The organism is Roseateles amylovorans (assembly GCF_025398155.2).
Taxonomy (GTDB): Bacteria; Pseudomonadota; Gammaproteobacteria; order Burkholderiales; family Burkholderiaceae_C; genus Roseateles; species Roseateles amylovorans.
This window is the reverse complement of record NZ_CP104562.2, coordinates 1095262-1113016: the sequence shown is the minus strand read 5'-3', so window position 1 is coordinate 1113016 and position 17755 is coordinate 1095262. Positions and strand designations below refer to the sequence as shown.

The window sequence follows — 17755 nt, the reverse complement described above, 5'->3', positions numbered from 1 at the left end:
CGCCGACGATCAGGGTCAGAGAAAGCGTTCCAGCAGTCGGCGCGACGCGCGATCCAGCGCAAACCGGTCCGGCACCATGAAGGGCAGGCCGTGGCTGCTGGCAATCAGCAGCCGGCCCTCGCCCAAGCGGCGGATGTCTTCTTCGCTCTTGAGGATGAACCGGGTCGGGCCGCGATCGGTTTCCACCGTCCATTCGCTGGGGGTGGAGAAAGTCGAGACCGAGATCAGCTGGCGCACCGTGGGCATCAGCTCCCGGCCCGCGAATTCCTCGCGCAGCAGCGTGCGTTGATCCTCGGGCAGTTGGTCGATGTGGTCGATCCAGGCCAGTTCGTGGCCGTCGGTGCCGACGAAGGCGATGCCTTCATCCGGCGCGCTCAGCGGATGCGCACGCACCGGCGTCACGTTCTCGTGGGTCTGGCCGTGACGGTCGACCAGCAACAGGCGGCCGTAGGCATTGCGGGCGAGGTGGCGCAGGTTCGGGCCTGCGGCGTTCGTGGGGCTTGAACTCATGGCGGTCTCCGTCGCGTCAGGCGTTGGCGGTGTGGGCATTGACATTCGGCGGCACCACGATCACGGGGCCCTCGCCTTCGTCGCCGTCCTGGTCGACCCGGCGGACCTGCGCCTCCCACAGGCGCCAGTAAGCGCCCTGCTTGGCGATCAGCTCATCATGCGGGCCGACCTCCACCACTTCACCGCGGTCCATCACCACCAGCCGGTCGGCCTTGCGCAGCGTGGACAGCCGGTGGGCGATGGCGATGGTGGTGCGGCCGCGCACCAGGTTGTCCAGCGCCTTCTGGATTTCCTTTTCGGTTTCGGTGTCCACCGCGGACGTGGCCTCGTCCATGATCAGGATGCGGGGATCGATCAGCAACGCGCGGGCGATCGAGATCCGCTGGCGCTCACCGCCGGACAGGCCCTGGCCGCGCTCGCCGACCAGCGAGTCATAGCCCTGTGGCAGCCGCAGGATGAATTCATGCGCATGCGCGGCGCGGGCGGCCGCGACGATCTCGTCGCGGGTCGCGTCCGGCTTGCCGTAGGCGATGTTCTCCGCAATCGTGCCGAAGAACAGGAAGGGCTCCTGCAGCACCAGGCCGATGTGGCGGCGGTAGTCGGACAGCCGGAAGCGGCGCAGATCCACCCCGTCCACCTTGATCGAGCCCTCGGTCACGTCATAGAAGCGGCAGATCAGGTTGACCAGCGTGCTCTTGCCCGACCCGCTGTGGCCGACCAGACCGATCATTTCGCCGGGCTTGATCTGCAGGTTCAGGTCGCGGATGACCGTGCGGTTGCCGTATCGGAAACCGATGTCCTGCAGCGTGATGCCGCCTTCGACCTTGTCGAGCGTGGTTGGATTCGTCGGTTCGGGCACATTGGACTGATGGTCCAGGATGTCGAAGATCCGCTTGGCGCCCGAGGCCGCCTTCTGGGTCACCGACACGATGCGGCTCATCGAATCCAGCCGGCCGTAGAACCGGCCGATGTAGGCCAGGAACGCCGTCAAGGTACCGACGGTGATCTGCGCGTGCGCAATCAGGTAGATACCGAAAGCCCAGACCACCAGCAGGCCGATCTCGGTCAGCAGAGCGACGCTGGGGGTGAACAGGCTCCAGGTCTTGTTCAGGCGGTCATTGACCACCAGGTTGTGCTGGTTGGCCTGCTTGAAGCGCTGGGCTTCGCGGCGTTCCTGGGCGAAGGCCTTCACCACCCGGATGCCGGGGATGGTGTCCGCCAGCACCGAGGTCACCTCGCCCCACACCCGGTCGATCTTCTCGAAACCCGTCCGCAGGCGGTCACGCACCATGTGGATCATCCACGCGATGAAGGGCAGCGGCACCAGGGTCGCCAGCGCCAGCCACGGGTTGGTGGAGAACAGGATCACCGTGATCATCATCAACATCAGGCAGTCGGTGATGAAGTCCAGCGCATGAAGCGACAAAAAGACGCTGATGCGGTCGGTTTCCGAGCCGATCCGGCTCATCAGGTCACCGGTGCGCTTGGAACCGAAGTACTCCAGCGACAGCCCCAACAGGTGATCGAAGGTGGCGGTGCGCAGGTCCGCAGCAATGCGCTCGGACACCAGCGCCAGGATGTAGGTCTTGGCCCAACTCAGCACCCAGGAGACGATGGCCGCCCCCAGCAGGCCGGCCAGGTAGAACGCCACCAGGCCGGTGTCGATCTGTTTGCCCTGCTGGAACGGGATCAGGACATCGTCCATCAGCGGCATCGTCAGGTAGGGCGAGACCAGCGTCGCCCCAGTGGCGCCCAGCATCAGCAGGAAACCCAGCAGCAGCTGGCCCTGATACGGCCGGGCGAAGCGCCACAGCCGCAGCAACACCCAGGTGGACGGCGGCGTGTGAAGCTCCCGGGCGCAGCTGGGGCATTCCTCGCTCTCCTCGGGCAGCACCGCCTGGCAGCTCGGGCAGAGCTGAGGCTCTTCCGTCTGCAGGGCGGCCGGCTCGTCGCGTTTGTTGAACGCATCCTGAAAGCGTTGCGCCTGCAGATTGGCCCGCATGGTGAAGCGCCACATCGCCACCCGGCCGCGGTCGTCGATCAGGTCCAGCAGGCCCAGGCCGGCATGGTCGGACAGCGCCATCCGCAGATCCGGCGACAGCGGCCATTCGCGGAACTGGGCGGCGCCCGGCTCCCAGGCCAGCAGCCGGTCGTTGGTCAGTTGCAACACCCCGCTGGCAAAACGCAGTTCCGAGTCGAGGTCAACCTCCAGGGTCGCCCGAACGTTCTCGCCATGGCGCAGGTGCGCTTTCAGGGCCTCTGAGGCCGGTTCGACCGAAACGACAGGATGTGGATGCGGCATTGTGATTGTTCTGACGTCGTGCTCGGCCCGACCCCCAACGGGTCAGGCATGTATCAAGGGATTTTCGCTTAAGGAAGCTCTGCATGACTGCCGCGAGCCGACGTGACCCCGATTTCGGAGGGCGCGCCCGGCCGACACCCCCGTCATCGCCGGTGCGATGGCGAGGATTTGCGCCAGCACCGACCGCCCGGCGCAGGGTCGCGTCGGTCGCGGCAGTGATGCAGGGCTTGCTTGGGCGCACAATTGCCACCTGGTTCCTCTTGTGCTGCCGGCCCTGCGTTCTTTTTTGCCCCGCCTCCCGGTAGCCGGTCCCTCCTCCACGTCCCCTCCCAAATGAGCCGACACGACGACATCAAGCTCCTGCGCATCAACTATCTGCGTGGCCCCAACATGTGGACCTACCGTCCGGTGCTGGAAACCTGGCTGGACCTGGGAGGCCTGGAAGAGCACCCGTCCCATCTGATTCCCGGCTTCACCGAGCGGCTGTGCGCCCGCTTGCCCGCGCTGGTGGAGCACCACTGCGGTGTCGGCGAGCGCGGCGGCTTCCTGCAGCGCCTGACCGAAGGCACCTGGATGGGCCATGTGCTGGAGCACATCGTCATCGAGCTGCTCAACCTGGCCGGCATGCCCACCGGCTTCGGCCAGACCCGGTCCACCTCGCAGCACGGCGTCTACCGGATGGTGTTCCGCGCCCGCGACGAGCAGGTCGCCCGCAGCGCTTTGGAGCAGGGCCATGCCTTGCTGATGACCACCATCAACGACGAGCCCTTCGATGTGGACGCCGCCGTGGCCACGATCCGCGACAAGCTGGACGACTGCTACCTCGGCCCCTCGACCGCCGCCATCGTCGCCGCAGCCACCGATCGCCGCATACCGCACATCCGTCTGAACGACGGCAACCTGGTCCAACTGGGCTACGGCGGCCGCCAGCGCCGCATCTGGACCGCCGAAACCGACATGACCAGCGCCATTGCCGAAGGCATTGCGCGGGACAAGGACCTGACCAAGGACCTGCTGAAGGCCGTCGGCGTGCCGGTGCCCGCCGGCCAGGCGGTCAAGACTGCGGCCGAGGCCTGGGACGTCGCCCAGGACCTGGGACTGCCGGTGGTGGTCAAACCGTCGGACGGCAACCACGGTCGCGGCGTCACCCTGGACCTGCGCCATGAGCCGGACATCGCCGCCGCCTTCGAGCTGGCCGACAAGGAAGGCTCCGAAGTGCTGGTGGAGCGCTACATCCCCGGCATGGAGCATCGGCTGCTGGTGGTCGGCGGCCAGGTGGTCGCGGCCGCCCGAGGCGAAGAAGCCTGGATCACCGGCGACGGCAGCCATACCGTCATCGAACTGATCGACCTGCAGATCAACACCGATCCGCGTCGCGGCCTGACCGAGGATTTCCCCCTCAACCGCATCAACATCACCGACGACGCCGTCGTGCTGCTGGACCTGCAGCGCCAGGGCCTGTCCGGCGACGCGGTGCCGGAAGCCGGCCGCCGGGTGCTGATCCAGCGTAACGGCAATGTGGCCATCGACTGCACCGCCCAGATCCACCCGGAAGTGGCCCATGCGGTGTCGCTGGCGGTGCGCACCGTCGGCCTGGACATCGCCGGCGTGGACCTGGTGACCAGCGACATCGCCAAGCCGCTGTCCGAGACCGGCGGCGCCATCGTTGAAGTCAATGCCGGTCCCGGCCTGCTGATGCACCTGAAGCCGGCCGAGGGCATGCCCCAGCCGGTCGGTCAGGCCATCATCAACCACCTGTTCTCGGAAGACGAGAACGGCCGCATTCCCATCGTCGGCGTGACCGGTTCGCGCGGCACCGCCCAGGTCTCGCGCCTGGTCGGCTGGCTGCTGCATCTGAATGGCCGTCATGTCGGGCTGGCCTGCGGCGACGGCCTGTTCCTTGGCACCCGCCGGGTCGAGCGCAAGGACAGCGCCACCTGGCCGGCCATCCACCGCCTGCTGATGAACCGCGCGGTGAACGCGATCGTGGCCGAGAACGGCGCCGGCACCATCCTGGGTGACGGCCTGGCCTATGACCGCTGCCAGGTCGGCGTCGTGACCGACATGGGCCGCGTGGCCGAACTCGAACGCCACGACATCCAGACCGAAGACCAGCTTTTCAAGGTGTTGCGCACCCAGGTCGATGTGGTGCTGTCCGACGGCGCCGCCGTGCTCAATGCCGACGAACCCCGACTGGTGGAGATGGCGCCGCTGTCCGATGGCGAGGTGCTCTTCTATGCGCTCGACGGCGCCAATGCCGCCCTCGCCGAGCACCGCGCCAAGGAAGGCCGCGGCGTGTTCCTGCAGCGCGGCATGGCGGTGCTGGCGCAGGGCAGCACCGAACTCCAAGGCGCGAATGTGGACAGCCTGTGCGCCCGCTTCAAGGCCGCCGGCCAGGACATCAGCGCGGACTCGGTGCTGGCCGCGGTGGCCACCGCCTGGGCGATCGGGATTTCACCCGAACTGATTGCGGCCGGACTGGACACCTTCGTGCCCGAACTGCCGCACTGAGCGCCCGCACACACTGCCCCGCCTCGCACCGATCACTTCAGAACAGACGAACGAAAGACGACAGATGGAAGTCTCTCGCACCCGCGCCCTCCGCGGCCCCAACATGTGGAGCCGCCACACCGCCATCGAAGCGGTGGTGCATTGCAATGAGTCGGAGCGCGCCATCGCCGACATGCCGGGCTTCGAAGCCCGGCTGCGCGAGCGCTTCCCCGGCATCGGCCCGCTGCGGCCGGCCAGCAGCCAGAAGACCCCGATCTCCCTGGCCCATGTGCTGGAGCAGGCCGCCCTGGCGCTGCAGGCCCAGGCCGGCTGCCCGGTGACCTACAGCCACACCCACATCACCGGCGAGGCCGGCACCTTCCAGGTCATCGTCGAATACAGCGAGGAAGATGTCGGCCGCATGGCCTTCGAGAAGGCGGTCGAGCTGGTCAACGCGGCCCAGAACGGTGGCAGCTTCGACGCCGACGCCACCGTGCGCGAACTGCGCGAGACCGACGAGGACATCCGCCTCGGCCCCTCGACCGGCTCCATCGTCGACGCCGCTGTCAAGCGCGGCATCCCGTTCCGCCGGCTCACCCAGGGCAGTCTGGTGCAGTTGGGCTGGGGCGTGAAGCAGCGCCGCATCTGGGCGGCGGAGGTCGACGCCACCAGCGCCGTGTCCGAGTCCATTGCCCAGGACAAGGACCTCTCCAAGCGCCTGCTGCAATCGGCCGGCGTGCCGGTGCCGATCGGCTCGCCGGTAGATTCGGTCGACGAAGCCTGGGCCGTGGCCCAGGACATCGGCCTGCCGGTGGTGGTCAAGCCGGTGGACGGCAACCAGGGCAAGGGCGTGACGGTCAACGTCGCGTCCCGCGAGCACCTGGAGATCGCCTACAAGGCGGCGGACGAGATCGGCCAGGTCATGGTCGAAAAGTTCCTGCCCGGCAGCGACTACCGCCTGCTGGTCGTCGGCGACAAACTGGTGGCCGCCGCGCGGCGTGATCCGCCCAACGTCATCGGCGACGGCCAGCACACCGTGCGCGAGCTGGTGGCCAAAGTCAATGAAGACCCACGCCGCGGCGACGGCCATGCCACCTCGCTCACCAAGATTCGGCTGGACGACATCGCCATCGCCCGCCTGGACTTGCAAGGCCTGACACCGGACTCGGTGCCCGACAAGGGCCGCCGCGTCATCCTGCGCAACAACGCCAACCTCTCCACCGGCGGCACCGCCACCGATGTGACCGATGACGTGCATCCCGAAGTTGCTGCCCGCGCCATTGCCGCGGCCACGGTGGTCGGCCTGCATGTCTGCGGCGTGGACGTGGTGGCCGAGAGCGTGCTGCGTCCGCTGGAAGAGCAGAGCGGCGGCATCGTCGAAGTCAATGCCGCGCCCGGCCTGCGCATGCACCTGAGCCCGTCCTACGGCAAGGGCCGCGATGTGGGCGAGGCGATCATCGCCAGCCTGTACGGTCATAGCGGCCATGGTGGCCACGGCGCGCACGCCGGTCACGGCGGCGGTCACGGGGGCCATGCGAGTCGCGCCTCCACCGGCGAGGACGGCCGCATTCCGATCGTGGCGGTCACCGGCACCAACGGCAAGACCACCACCTCACGGCTGGTGGCGCACATGTTTGCCACCCAGGGCTTCCGGGTTGGGATGACCAACACCGACGGCGTCTATGTCGAAGGCCGCCAGACCGACAGCGGCGACTGCTCCGGCCCGCGCAGCGCCCGCAATGTGCTGATGCATCCGGATGTCGAGGCCGCGGTCTTCGAGACCGCCCGCGGCGGGGTGCTGCGTGAGGGCCTGGGCTTCGATCGCTGCCAGGTCGCGGTGGTGACCAACCTCGGCGAGGGCGATCACCTGGGCATGAACTTCCTCAACACCGTCGAGGAACTGGCGCTGGTCAAACGGGTCATCGTGCAGAACGTGGCGCCCAACGGCTATGCGGTGCTCAATGCCATGGATCCGGTGGTGGCCAACATGGCCGCCGTCTGCCCGGGCCAGGTCATCTTCTTCGCCAGTGACCGCCACCATCCGCTGATGGCCACCCACCGCGCGCAGGGCAAGCGCAGCGTCTATGTGGATGGCGACAGCCTGGTCGCAGCCGCCGGCACCTGGCGCGAATCGATCCCGCTGCGCGACATCCCCTTCACCCGTGGCGGTGCGATTCCGTTCCAGGTTGAAAACGCCATGGCCTCGGTCGCAGCGGCCTGGGGAGCGGGTCTGGACTGGGACACCATCCGTCGCGGTCTGGCCAGCTTCATGAGCGATCCGGACAGCGTGCCGGGCCGCTTCAATGTGATGGACTATCGCGGTGCGACGGTGATCGCCGACTACGGCCACAACGGCGATGCGATGCGCGCGCTGGTGGCCGCGGTGCAGGCCCTGCCGGCCAACACCCGCTCGGTGGTGATCTCCGGGGCAGGTGATCGGCGCGATGAGGACATCCGCGTCCAGACCCAGATCCTGGGCGAAGCCTTCGACGAGGCCATCCTGTTCCAGGACGCCTGCCAACGCGGCCGAGAGGACGGCGAGGTGCTGGCCCTGCTGCAGGAAGGCCTGCGCGGCGCCAGCCGCACCAAGCACATCGAGGAGATCCGCGGCGAGTTCGTCGCGATTGACCGTGCGCTGGAGCGGCTGCGTCCGGGCGACCTGTGCCTGGTGCTGGTCGATCAGGTGGAAGAAGCGTTGGCGCACCTGGCCCAGCGCATCAAGGACGCTTGACGTCGGCCACCTTGTCGAAGGTCCAGCGCATCGCCCCCACCCCAGGCGCGCCTGACGCCGATCGGGTTCCCTCCGCGCCGGGCGGCGACCGCTCCTCGGCGGACGGCGGGTCGCCGCGCAGCGGTGGCTGGCGGGGCTGGCGCCACTGGCCGGCGCACTGGTGGAACGGCTTCAGCGTGGCGCTGGGCGTCATGCTGGTGCAGGTGCTGGTGTCGACGCTGGCGCCGGCGCCGCTCGCCCATATCGCCTCCCAACTGGCGATGGCCTGTGCCATCTGTGCCAGCCTGGCCGATCTGCCGGGCAGTGTCACCCGCAACTTCAAGCGGGTGATGCTGGGCGGCGCGCTGTCGCTGCTGGCGGTCGTCGCGGTGGCGCTGCTGCGGCCTTATCACGGGCTGATGGGCACGCTGATCGCGGTGCTGGCCTTCGGCTGCGCGTTGATGATGAGCTGGGGCCTGCGGGCGGCGGCGGTGTCCTTTGCTCCGGTGCTGGCGATGGTGTTCGCGCTGGCGTGGCCGCCGCAACCGCTGGCGGTGGTCGTCGCCAGCGGCTCAGCCGGCATCCTCATCTATCTGGCCTGGTCGGTCTTCAGCGGCCGGTTGCTGCAGCGGCGCTTCCGCCGCCTCGCGCTGGCCGAAGCCCTGCAGGGCCTGGCGCGGCTGCTTACCGCGCGTGCCGAGCTGCTGGGCAGCGGCGGCGGCGCGCAGGCGATGCGCGACTGGCTGGGCAATGAGGCCCAGCTCGCCGACCTGCTGCAGACCGCTCGCGACCAGCTCTTTCCCCATGCCACCGAGGACCCACGCAGCACCGCCGTGCTGCTGCACGTCATCGAACTGCGCGATCTGATCCTGGCCAGCCGGCTGGACCTGGAACTCATCGGCGAGGATCCGGTCGGCCAACGGCTGCGGGTGGTCCTGGTCGACCGACTGAAGGCATTGGCGACCGGACTGGACCGTTGCCGTCAGGCGTTGCTCGATGAGCGCGACCCGGTTCCCCCGAGCCTGCCCCCGATCGACTGGCAGGTGCTGCCACCGCAGGATCCGCGCGGGCGGCTGCAGCTGCTGCTGCAGGATCGACTGCGCCACCTGGACGACGAAGTGCTGGCCATTGCCCGCGCGCTGGACCCTTCGCATCCCCTGCCGGCGCTGCCGCTGGATGAACTGCAGCTGCGGCAATTCATCGCGCCCGAGGGCTGGCCCGGTGCACTGCTCCAGGCGCAACTGCATCTGGACTCACCGGTGCTGCGCCATGCGCTGCGCAGTGCGCTGGCGCTTTCCAGCGCTTATTTCATTGCCTTGATGCTGCCGTGGGCCTCGCATCCGCACTGGCTGGTGCTGTCGGTGGCGGTGGTGCTTCGCGGCAGCCTCGACCAGACGCTGGAGCGACGCAACCTGCGGGTGGTGGGCACGGCGGTGGGTTGCGGCCTGATGCTGGTGCTGTCGCAGGTGAACAACCTGCTGGTCTGGACCATCGTGCTGCAGGTGGCCGTGGGCATTGCGCACGCGTTCGCGACACGTCGCTACCTGATCACCGCGATTGCCGCCACCATGATGGCGCTGCTGCAGGCGCATCTGGCCGACACCAGCCACGGCCTGGCCATCACCGAGCGCCTGGCCGACACGGTGCTCGGCGCCGCACTGGCCTGGGGCTTCAGCTATGTGCTCCCGGCCTGGGAGCGGCGCAACCTGCCGCGATCGCTCAAGCGCGCCCGCGCGGCGCTGCAGCAGTATGTGAAGCAGGCCATGTCTGCCGAGATGACGCCCGCCGGCGCGCTGGCCCAACGCATGGCGCGGCGCCAGGCGTACGACGCCCTGGCTGCGCTCTCAGCCGCTCTGCAGCGCAGCGCGGCCGAGCCCCGGCGGGTGCGTCCGCCGCTGGAAGAGCTCAACACGGTGCTGGACCACGGCTATCGGCTGATGGCGCACCTGTCGATGATGCGGCAGAGCCTGATGCGCCGCGCGCAGGACCTGGATCCCGACACGGTGGCGACACTGCCCGCGCAGTCCGACCGGCTTCAGCGTGCGCTGGCCGGAGAAGAACCCGTGCCTCCGGCGTTGCAGGCGCTGCAGGACTGGAGCCTGCTGCCCGATGTCGGCCCGCTGGATGACCTGCGGCCGTGGATTCGACGTCGGATGCTGGTCAGTGTGGATGACGCCGCGCGGGCGGGTCAGGCGGCTGAGCGCGCGTTGGCGATGATTGAGCAGGGACGGCGCTGAGTGGCGCGTTCTCGCGGCCCGTTTTCGTTTGAGAGGCTGCTGGTGCGTCTCTGGCATCTCGGCGAGTCGGTCCATCGCCACGGCCCGCACCGCACACCAATATTGCCGGTGAGGACGATGCCCGAAACAAACCGCAAAAGGCGTTGGCACCGCTGACGCCTCCGGAAACCCCGATGGCCGACCTTCGCCGCCCCACTCACACTTGTCCACCGAGGTGGCCGTCTCCGTAGGCCATGACCCAATGACCGATGCTTCCTTTTCATGCTCGACCTGCGGCCAAGTCCACCGCGGCCTTCCTACCGACTTTGGATTTCGGCTCCCCGACGAAGTTCACGCCCTGGACTATCTCGAGCGCTACGCCAGATGCCGCAGCAACGCCGACCTCTGCACCGTTGACGAGTCGCGATACTTCATTCGAGGATTTCTCCCCTTGCCGCTCACCGAGCAGGACGACGACTTCTGCTGGGGCATCTGGGCCGAAGTGGACCGCGCGACGCATGACCACTATGTCGCGGGTTTCGATGGGGGGCCTCTGCTGGGCACCACCGCCAGGGGGACGCTCGCCAACACGATTCCCGGCTACGAGGAAACCAGCGGCTTGCCGGTGCGGATCGAGTTCCAGGATGCTGGCAGCCGTCCCAAGTTCCTGTTGACTGACGATGTGACGCACGCACTCGCGCACGAACAGCGAGGCGGCATCAGCGACAAGCGGCACCACGACATCCTTGAGGCGGTCGGCCATTTCAAGGTGGACCGTGAGGACTGACTCAAGGCGCAAGGTCTCGGCGTCGCCAAGCACGTCCATCGGCCCGACGTCTCCTCCGCATCCTGGCGACAGAGATCATGACATGCAGGCATTGCAACCGACCCAGTTGGGTGAGTTCGTCGAGCTTGCCTGCGGCTACTGCCAGTGGTGCGAAGGGCAGTCGCTCGGCATTGACCCTGAGGCCCAGGCAGCTCGCTGGCTGGCGCTGCTCTATGCCTCCGCGTTGAGCCTTCCACGAGTGGGCGGCGAGTACGGCAGCGATCTTCCAGAATTGCCGCCCGAGACCTTGGCCCGGGCAGAAAGCAACCTCGCGCGCTTCTTCGGCTGGTACTACCGAGCGTGGTCAGATCCGGATCCGGCCGCTCAAGAAGCGCCCGGCATGGGTGATCTGGGAGACGACCTGCTCGACGTCTACACGGACCTCAAGCGGGGCCTGGTCCTGTTCGAAGCGGGAATGGTCGACGATGCGCTCTGGCACTGGTCGTTTCTCCACCGGATCCATTGGGGACGACATGCCGTCCATGCGTTGGGCGCGCTGCATGGCATGCATGTGTCGAAGGGCGAGTCCGTTTAGGGTCCTTCCGGGCTGGGCTCGACGGTCTTGAGGCGTGGAGCGTCAGCAAGGCTCTGCGCACCCATTGCACGACCCACACTGTCGCTCCACCCGCGAGCTTCAGACGTGACCGAGGCCCGATCGCAAAAACGCCCGCCGGGAGACGAGGCTCACACGGCGGGCGTATGGAAATTGCTGACTTAGCTGGCGATCTTGCGGAAGTTGGGATCCCGAACGATGTCGTTCAGCAGCTTCTGGACAGCCGGACTGAACGCCTGAGCCACTTCCTGGCACGCCTTCTCGGCCACGAAACTGCCAGAGAAGGGGAACTTGGAGCTGGTCGTGTAGCTTTCCTTGCGGGAATTGGTCAGGGTCAAGGTGAAGGACCAGTTGCCATCGGTCATGCCGGAGCTGAAATCCACCTGTTCCAGCTTGCCGGTGATCACCAGCCCGGCAGCCGGGTCATAAGCGCCGGCGAGCTTCAGCTCATCGATGAAAGCCTTTTCGATGTAGGCCTCAAAGCTCGGTTCGATCTTGACGGAGCCCGCTGCCCGGCAGGTGATGGAGCTCTGTCCCGGCGTCTTCGCCTGGAACTTGCCCACCGACACCGGCTTCAGGTTGTAGGTCTTGACGGCTTCGACGTTTTGAACGGAAGCACCATAAGGCGAGGCGTTATAGGCGCAGCCGGTCAGGGCGATGGAAGCGGCCATGAGCGCGACGAGACGAAGATTCATAAATCCCTCAAAAAATGTTATTTCGGCCGGCATTCATCAGGTGGTGCCGGCTTCTGGCGCAAACCCGTGAGATTTGTGCGCGCCGAAGGATATCCGATGGCGGCATCGAGCCAAGGCCACACAGGACCGGTGATTCCCCGCATGTGAGGGGAGGGTCGGCGGCGCAGAACATCCACTGCTTGCCGGTGCGGAACGAGTTCCAGGATGCCGGCAGCCGTCCCAAGTTCCTGTTGACCGACGATGTGACGCACGCACTCGCACGCACGAACAGCGAGGCGGCATCAGCGACAAGCGGCACCACGACATCCTTGAGGCGGTCGGCCATTTCAAAGTGGACCGTGGGGACTGAGCCTTTTACAAGAAGAGGCCTGACGGCGCCGTCGAGGTGGAAGGTCAGCCGCAAAACCTTCAGGCGCCCTTCGCTGCCCGCTGCCCGTTTGACAGATCGAGCCGCCAACCCACGGTTGTCGGCGATCATGCAGCCTCGCACCACTCATGCGGACGATCATGAGCACCGACCTTGCTCTCCAGGATCCCGACCTGCTGCGCCGGCTGCTGCGCGCCAAGGATCACCTGGACGCTGCCTCGCATGAGGCGTGGCCCGTACATCGCTTGGCGCAAATCAGTGGCGTGTCAGAAGCGCACTTCGCTCGGTCGTTCAAGCAGGCGTTTGGCACTCCGCCTCACCGTTATCAATTGACGCGGCGCATCGAACGCGCCACCGCACTGCTGCGCGAGACCGAACGGTCAATCACCGAGATCGCCTTCGCTACCGGTTGGCAGAGTCTGGGCACCTTCAGCCGGACGTTCCGAGACATCACCGGCGACAGCCCGAGCGCCATGCGGGCAAGCGCGAGGAAATCACTCCTCTCTCAGGGTCGAGTTCCAGTCTGCTTCGTCCAGGCGGCGCAACGACCTGACCTCCACACAGCAGTTTCGGAGAAGCGTCGGCTCGGCATTGACGCTACAAACAGCCTTCTTCAGCGAAAGGAGTCTCCATGAATCAAGGCGTAGGCGTGGTCGGGCTGTACGTCCGCGACCAAGAGGAAGCGCTGGCGTTCTATGTCGGGAAGCTCGGTTTCCGCGTCCACACGGACGTCGGCACCGGCGATTACCGCTGGCTCACGGTGCAGTTTCCGGATCAGCCGTCGTTTCAATTGGGTCTCTTTGTGCCCGGGCCGCCTGCCCTGGATGCCCAGACGGCGCAGACGATGCGAGCACTGGTCGCCAAGGGCGCAATGCCTCCGTTGGTGTTCACCGTCAGCGACTGTCGCGCCTCATACGACAAGCTGCGGGCGGACGGCGTTGAATTCACCCAGGAGCCGATCGACCGCTACGGCACCGTCGATGCGGGCTTCCGCGATCCCTCGGGCAATGGCTGGAAAATGATTCAGGCAAGAGACTAACGGGCAGACCATGGCGCACACCTACACGGCCGAAATCATTTGGGAACGCGGCGGACGGAAATTCAGCGACAACCTGTACAGCCGCAAACACACGCTGAGGTTTGATGGCGGGATCTCGATCCCAGGCTCATCATCACCTCTGGTCGTTCCTCTCCCCTATTCAGAGCCAAATGCCGTCGATCCAGAAGAGGCCCTCGTTTCCGCCATTTCGAGCTGCCATATGCTTTGGTTGCTCTCCATAGCAGCCAGAAACGGCTTCATCGTTGACTCGTACCACGACCGCGCCGTGGGCATCATGACGCCCAACGAACGAAACAAATACTGGGTTTCATCGGTCACGCTTCACCCGAGAATTCTCTTCTCTGGCGATCAAATGCCAAGCAAGGCGAAAATCGAAGCAATGCACCAGGAAGCCCATGATGAATGTTTCATCGCCAATTCGGTGAAAACTGACATCCAGATTCGTCCGCAATGAGAAGCGGACCGGGCGCGCCCACGATGCAATGAAAGCGCCTCCAGCGTCGTTGGAGGCGCCTCATTCAGCTTCCGCAAGACCCTGTGCAGGCCCGACGTGGCCGCGGCTGAGGTCAACTCGACTCCGAACCTCACCCCAGCCCACCAGCTCCGCTCATCGAGCCCTGCCCACCATTTGGGGCATCCCCTCAGCCACTCACTGCGTTGGCATGCCCCCGCACACATGCCGATCCAGCAATGCCGTCAGGAAGTCGGTGCTCTGCTGGTGCATGCCGCGCTGGTTGTAGTGGGTCCTCGTGACCACGGCCACCGCGTCGAGCGTGGGCAAAACGAGCACATGGTTGCCGCCGTTGCCCGACATCATCCAGGCGCTCGTACGGCCGCAGCGCAGCTCGAGGTCTCGCCGCCAGAACAGCTCGCCGTACTCCCAACCGGAGGGCGTGGCCCGCTTGACCGCCAACAGTGCAGCCACTTGCTCGGGCGCCAGCACGGCCCCGTCCGGCCCCGCGCCGCGTCGAAGCAGCAGTTGTGCCAGCGCGGCCCAATCACGCGTGCGCAAGCGCAGACCGCCACCGGTCATCGTCTCGCCACTGGGCGAGCGCGACCATTGCCACGTCGCAATCCCCAACGGAGCGAACAGCCGACGTTGCGCATACGCCTCCAGCCCCTTCGGCACCCGTCGTTCCAACACCTGACCCAGCAGGAACACGCCGGCGGTGCAATACGCAAAGGGTCCCAGCCCTTGGGTGTCACGCGCCACGGTGCGCGTGGGCATGTCCACCGCCCAGCGCAGCCAGCGCGGCTCCGGGTACATGTTCTCTTCATTGCCCGGGCTCTCGGACTGGTCATCGTTGCAGTCCAGCGCGGACGACATCGTGAGCAGATCCTCCACCACGATGCCGCGCTTGACGGGCCCGTCGTTGGCGAACGGGGAAACATCCGTGAGCTCGGCGAACACGGGCGTGTCGCGGCGCAGGAACCCGTCCTGCACCGCTGCCGCCACCAACATGGCGGTGACGGATTTACCGGCAGAACGCGTGTCGTGCAGCGTCTGAGCGTCCGCGCCGCGAGCGTACAACGCCACCATCGCCTGACCCTTGCGTTGCAGCAGCACACTGGTCCCGCCTGGCAGTGCCTCCAGTGCGGCGCGGTCCTGGGCGAGAAGCTCCGGCGGTGGAGGTGGCGCTGGCGTTGGCGGTGCGGCAGGCTGCACGGCGCATGCCCCCAGGAGTGGCACGACCAGCCAGGGCGAGAGCCATCGGCGCCATGCGGCGCCGGTCACGAAGCGAGAGCAGTGGAGAAGGTTCATGCCGCGGATGGTCACCCTGCCGCACCGCAGCGTCTAGAACGTTTTGAACCCTTCACGCCAGGCGGCGGGGGTGCAGCGGTATTCCGCTCGGAACAGCCGGGTGAAATGGCTCTGATCCGCGAACCCCAGCGATGCTGCCACCTCGGCGATCGGGCGACCTTCTTTCAGGCGCTGCGCCGCGCGATTCAACTGCGCGCGCCGCTGCAACTGACCGGGGGAGATGCCGTAGTGGCGTCGGAAGGCCCTGGACATGGACACGGGATGCACGCCCGCCGTCCGCGCCAGCGCCGCGAGCTGCAACGGCTGCTCGCATTCCTCCAGCAACTGCTCCATGCACCGGCGCAGCCACAGCGGCTCGCCGCGTTCGGCGCCTGGCTGCCACAACGCTTCGCCCCGCTCGGGTCCCCCGCGGGTGAGCAGACAAAGATGCTGGCAGGTTTCCTCAGCGTCCAGCAAGCCGCCCAGGTCCGAGGTCAGCGGCTGCGCCGCCAGCGCCAGCGCGGCCTGACGCGTGGCGCCCAGGAGCCGCCGGGCGCCGCCATCGGCCAAGCCGAGCGCCTGCGCGAGGTCGGCCTTCACGCTGAGCGCCAGAAAACGTCCACCCGTGCCCGCGAAGGTATCCACATGCCGTGTTCCCGGCGGATTCCACAACACGCCGCCGGGCTCCAGCAGCGTGTCCACGCCGCGGGCGCTGCTGCGGTAGAGGCCTGACAGCACCACGATGAAATGGCCGTCCTCATGCTCATGCGGTTCCACCTGATGTGCGGGATTGAGCGCCACCATTCGGGCAATGCTGAAGCCGGCGACGTCGCACCGCGCATCGAAATGGCCGTAGAACTGCATGTGCTTCAAACGCATAGGCGGATCGACCGGGTGAGTAGGCCGCCATGATGCCGCAGACGGCCGGAGCGGGCCATCTCCGCCGGGAGCTTTGGGCCCCAGGGGGTCAGGGCATGTGCCGCCCATGAAAAAGCCGGGCATCGCCCGGCTTTTTCCAATCCCATCCGAGGCCCTGCCCCGGACCGCGCGCTCAGCTCAAGCGCACTTCGATCTTGCGCGGCTGCGCATGCGCTGCCTTCGGCAGTCGCACCTGCAACACGCCTTGGGTCAGCTCGGCGCTGATGCGGTCGGCGTCCAACTCCTTGCTGAGCTGGAAGGTGCGGCGGTAGTGCTGGCTGGTGACCTCCGCATGGCTGGTGCGCAGGCCCTCGGGCATGTCCAGCCGCATCTCGGCCTCGACCACCAGTTGGTCACCATCCACACGCAGCTGCAGCTGCTCACGGGCCACGCCGGGCAGGTCGGCATACAGCGTGATGCCTTGCGCATCCTCCACCACGTCCACCGGCGGCAGCATGGCGAAATCGTCACGGCTGCGGCTGGCGCTCGTGGCCGTCGAGGCGGGCGTGGCAGGACGGGCGGTCGCGGTGGTGGCAGGGGTCGAAACAGCAGTGGTGCTCATGGAAAAACTCCTGGATCTGGAGACCGATGAATCGCGGCGGCGCCGTTGGCAGCTCAGCGGATCCATCGGTCGATGAAACGATGGGAATGTGTCGCGGGACGACCGGCGATCAGTGAATGTCGATGCGGCGCGGCTGGGCCGGCGCACGACGCTTCACGCTGACACGCAGCACACCGTCCCGATAGCTCGCCTGCACCTGGTCCGGATCGATGTCGTCCGGCAGGCTCACCACGCGGCGGAAACGCCCCGAGAAGCGCTCGTTCTGGTGGACGAAGGGCTTGGCAGCCGGCGCGCCCTCGGTCGGCGCCTCCTTGGCGACCAGCGACGAGGCGCGCTCGCCGGCCAGGCTCAGGACACCGCGGTCCAGGTCCACCGTGATCGACGCCGGATCCAGGCCCGGCGCGAAGGCATACACCTCCACCGCCTCGGGCGACAAACCCACATTCAGCGCGGGATAACCACCCCGTGCAGCGCCACGCACCGCCGAGGTGCCGTTGCGGTCGAACAGGCCGCTCACCTCGCGCTGGAAGCGGTCGAGGTCGTTGAACAGGTCACGGGCAAACAGACGTTGATACATGCAAGCCTCCTTGAAGCATGAAGTGGATCGCCCGGCCACGTCAGTGACGCTTCGGGCGCTTCCGTCGACGCCATCGGTTCTCGCTGGCGCTGGGGGGACATTCCGGGACCGATCGCTCGGTCTTCCTGGCAGCCGTTTTCGTGGCTGCCATGTCACCCAAGCTTTGGTCGACGATCGAGTTCTTCAAGATCTTGAAATTCAGCCCCCCGTGTCCCCATATGCGCCGGT

Annotated in this window: 16 protein-coding genes; 8 read left to right on the top strand and 8 right to left on the bottom strand. The window is 66.8% G+C overall.

The features are described 5' to 3' along the window. Positions 1-15 precede the first annotated feature (15 nt). Both N4261_RS04810 and N4261_RS04805 read right to left on the bottom strand, forming a co-directional pair. Complete coding sequence (locus tag N4261_RS04810) at positions 16-510, bottom strand: cyanophycin metabolism-associated DUF1854 family protein (RefSeq protein WP_261759078.1); 495 nt, start codon at positions 508-510, stop codon at positions 16-18. A gap of 16 nt (positions 511-526) precedes the next feature. Next, positions 527-2812 carry a cyanophycin metabolism-associated ABC transporter gene (locus N4261_RS04805; RefSeq protein ID WP_261759077.1) on the bottom strand — a complete coding sequence of 762 codons (2286 nt, stop codon included), beginning with the start codon at positions 2810-2812 and terminating at the stop codon, positions 527-529. A 333-nt stretch (positions 2813-3145) separates the two neighbouring features. On the opposite strand from N4261_RS04805, the gene N4261_RS04800 reads away from it, so the two are divergent. The 5 genes from N4261_RS04800 to N4261_RS04780 all read left to right on the top strand — a co-directional run bounded on the left by N4261_RS04800 (position 3146) and on the right by N4261_RS04780 (position 11589). Then, complete coding sequence (locus N4261_RS04800; protein WP_261759076.1) at positions 3146-5323, top strand: cyanophycin synthetase; 2178 nt, start codon at positions 3146-3148, stop codon at positions 5321-5323. Positions 5324-5387: 64 nt separating this feature from the next. Continuing rightward, entirely contained in the window at positions 5388-8033 is a 2646-nt protein-coding gene (locus N4261_RS04795; protein WP_261759075.1) for a cyanophycin synthetase, read from the top strand. Beyond that, positions 8030-10249, top strand: a complete 2220-nt coding sequence (locus tag N4261_RS04790; RefSeq protein WP_261759074.1) for an FUSC family protein — start codon at positions 8030-8032, stop codon at positions 10247-10249. The genes N4261_RS04795 and N4261_RS04790 overlap by 4 nt, the downstream gene beginning before the upstream one ends. A 241-nt stretch (positions 10250-10490) precedes the next feature. Then, entirely contained in the window at positions 10491-11015 is a 525-nt protein-coding gene (locus N4261_RS04785) for a DUF2199 domain-containing protein (protein WP_261759073.1), read from the top strand. A gap of 82 nt (positions 11016-11097) precedes the next feature. Continuing rightward, positions 11098-11589 carry a DUF5063 domain-containing protein gene (locus tag N4261_RS04780; protein WP_261759072.1) on the top strand — a complete coding sequence of 164 codons (492 nt, stop codon included), beginning with the start codon at positions 11098-11100 and terminating at the stop codon, positions 11587-11589. Between the two features lie 179 nt (positions 11590-11768). Here N4261_RS04780 and N4261_RS04775 read toward each other — a convergent pair whose 3' ends face one another. Both N4261_RS04775 and N4261_RS04770 read right to left on the bottom strand, forming a co-directional pair. Next, on the bottom strand, positions 11769-12302 hold the full coding sequence (locus tag N4261_RS04775) for a YajG family lipoprotein (RefSeq protein WP_261759071.1): 534 nt from the start codon (positions 12300-12302) through the stop codon (positions 11769-11771). Between the two features lie 7 nt (positions 12303-12309). Continuing rightward, entirely contained in the window at positions 12310-12780 is a 471-nt protein-coding gene (locus tag N4261_RS04770; RefSeq protein WP_261759070.1) for a hypothetical protein, read from the bottom strand. A gap of 29 nt (positions 12781-12809) precedes the next feature. On the opposite strand from N4261_RS04770, the gene N4261_RS04765 reads away from it, so the two are divergent. Genes N4261_RS04765 through N4261_RS04755 form a run of 3 tightly spaced genes read left to right on the top strand, consistent with a single transcriptional unit; the run spans position 12810 to position 14183 of the window. Continuing rightward, positions 12810-13304, top strand: coding sequence for a helix-turn-helix domain-containing protein (locus N4261_RS04765; RefSeq protein WP_261759069.1), 495 nt, complete (start codon positions 12810-12812; stop codon positions 13302-13304). Beyond that, the gene (locus tag N4261_RS04760) at positions 13301-13708 is read left to right on the top strand and encodes a VOC family protein (RefSeq protein WP_261759068.1); all 408 of its coding nucleotides are present in this window, start codon (positions 13301-13303) and stop codon (positions 13706-13708) included. Before N4261_RS04765 ends, N4261_RS04760 begins: the two co-directional genes overlap by 4 nt. A 10-nt stretch (positions 13709-13718) precedes the next feature. Next, a complete protein-coding gene (locus N4261_RS04755; RefSeq protein WP_261759067.1) occupies positions 13719-14183 on the top strand; it encodes an OsmC family protein in 465 nt (154 codons plus the stop codon). A 195-nt stretch (positions 14184-14378) separates the two neighbouring features. Here the strand turns inward: N4261_RS04755 and N4261_RS04750 are convergent, their stop codons facing one another. The 4 genes from N4261_RS04750 to N4261_RS04735 all read right to left on the bottom strand — a co-directional run bounded on the left by N4261_RS04750 (position 14379) and on the right by N4261_RS04735 (position 17527). Further along, a complete protein-coding gene (locus N4261_RS04750) occupies positions 14379-15491 on the bottom strand; it encodes a serine hydrolase domain-containing protein (RefSeq protein WP_261759066.1) in 1113 nt (370 codons plus the stop codon). Positions 15492-15524: 33 nt separating this feature from the next. After that, positions 15525-16349, bottom strand: a complete 825-nt coding sequence (locus N4261_RS04745; protein WP_261759065.1) for a helix-turn-helix transcriptional regulator — start codon at positions 16347-16349, stop codon at positions 15525-15527. A 172-nt stretch (positions 16350-16521) separates the two neighbouring features. Then, on the bottom strand, positions 16522-16950 hold the full coding sequence (locus N4261_RS04740) for an Hsp20/alpha crystallin family protein (RefSeq protein ID WP_435532002.1): 429 nt from the start codon (positions 16948-16950) through the stop codon (positions 16522-16524). A 109-nt stretch (positions 16951-17059) separates the two neighbouring features. Continuing rightward, positions 17060-17527, bottom strand: coding sequence for an Hsp20/alpha crystallin family protein (locus N4261_RS04735; protein ID WP_261759064.1), 468 nt, complete (start codon positions 17525-17527; stop codon positions 17060-17062). Positions 17528-17755 lie beyond the last annotated feature (228 nt).

Bases quoted from the DNA above. Each gene is read 5' to 3' on its own strand.
- N4261_RS04765 (WP_261759069.1), top strand. From the start codon at position 12,810: ATGAGCACCGACCTTGCTCTCCAGGATCCCGACCTGCTGCGCCGGCTG.
- N4261_RS04800 (WP_261759076.1), top strand. From the start codon at position 3,146: ATGAGCCGACACGACGACATCAAGCTCCTGCGCATCAACTATCTGCGT.
- N4261_RS04740 (WP_435532002.1), bottom strand. From the start codon at position 16,950: ATGAGCACCACTGCTGTTTCGACCCCTGCCACCACCGCGACCGCCCGT.
- N4261_RS04805 (WP_261759077.1), bottom strand. From the start codon at position 2,812: ATGCCGCATCCACATCCTGTCGTTTCGGTCGAACCGGCCTCAGAGGCC.
- N4261_RS04775 (WP_261759071.1), bottom strand. From the start codon at position 12,302: ATGAATCTTCGTCTCGTCGCGCTCATGGCCGCTTCCATCGCCCTGACC.
- N4261_RS04760 (WP_261759068.1), top strand. From the start codon at position 13,301: ATGAATCAAGGCGTAGGCGTGGTCGGGCTGTACGTCCGCGACCAAGAG.
- N4261_RS04785 (WP_261759073.1), top strand. From the start codon at position 10,491: ATGACCGATGCTTCCTTTTCATGCTCGACCTGCGGCCAAGTCCACCGC.
- N4261_RS04745 (WP_261759065.1), bottom strand. From the start codon at position 16,349: ATGCGTTTGAAGCACATGCAGTTCTACGGCCATTTCGATGCGCGGTGC.
- N4261_RS04770 (WP_261759070.1), bottom strand. From the start codon at position 12,780: ATGATCGCCGACAACCGTGGGTTGGCGGCTCGATCTGTCAAACGGGCA.
- N4261_RS04750 (WP_261759066.1), bottom strand. From the start codon at position 15,491: ATGAACCTTCTCCACTGCTCTCGCTTCGTGACCGGCGCCGCATGGCGC.
- N4261_RS04810 (WP_261759078.1), bottom strand. From the start codon at position 510: ATGAGTTCAAGCCCCACGAACGCCGCAGGCCCGAACCTGCGCCACCTC.
- N4261_RS04795 (WP_261759075.1), top strand. From the start codon at position 5,388: ATGGAAGTCTCTCGCACCCGCGCCCTCCGCGGCCCCAACATGTGGAGC.
- N4261_RS04735 (WP_261759064.1), bottom strand. From the start codon at position 17,527: ATGTATCAACGTCTGTTTGCCCGTGACCTGTTCAACGACCTCGACCGC.
- N4261_RS04780 (WP_261759072.1), top strand. From the start codon at position 11,098: ATGCAGGCATTGCAACCGACCCAGTTGGGTGAGTTCGTCGAGCTTGCC.
- N4261_RS04755 (WP_261759067.1), top strand. From the start codon at position 13,719: ATGGCGCACACCTACACGGCCGAAATCATTTGGGAACGCGGCGGACGG.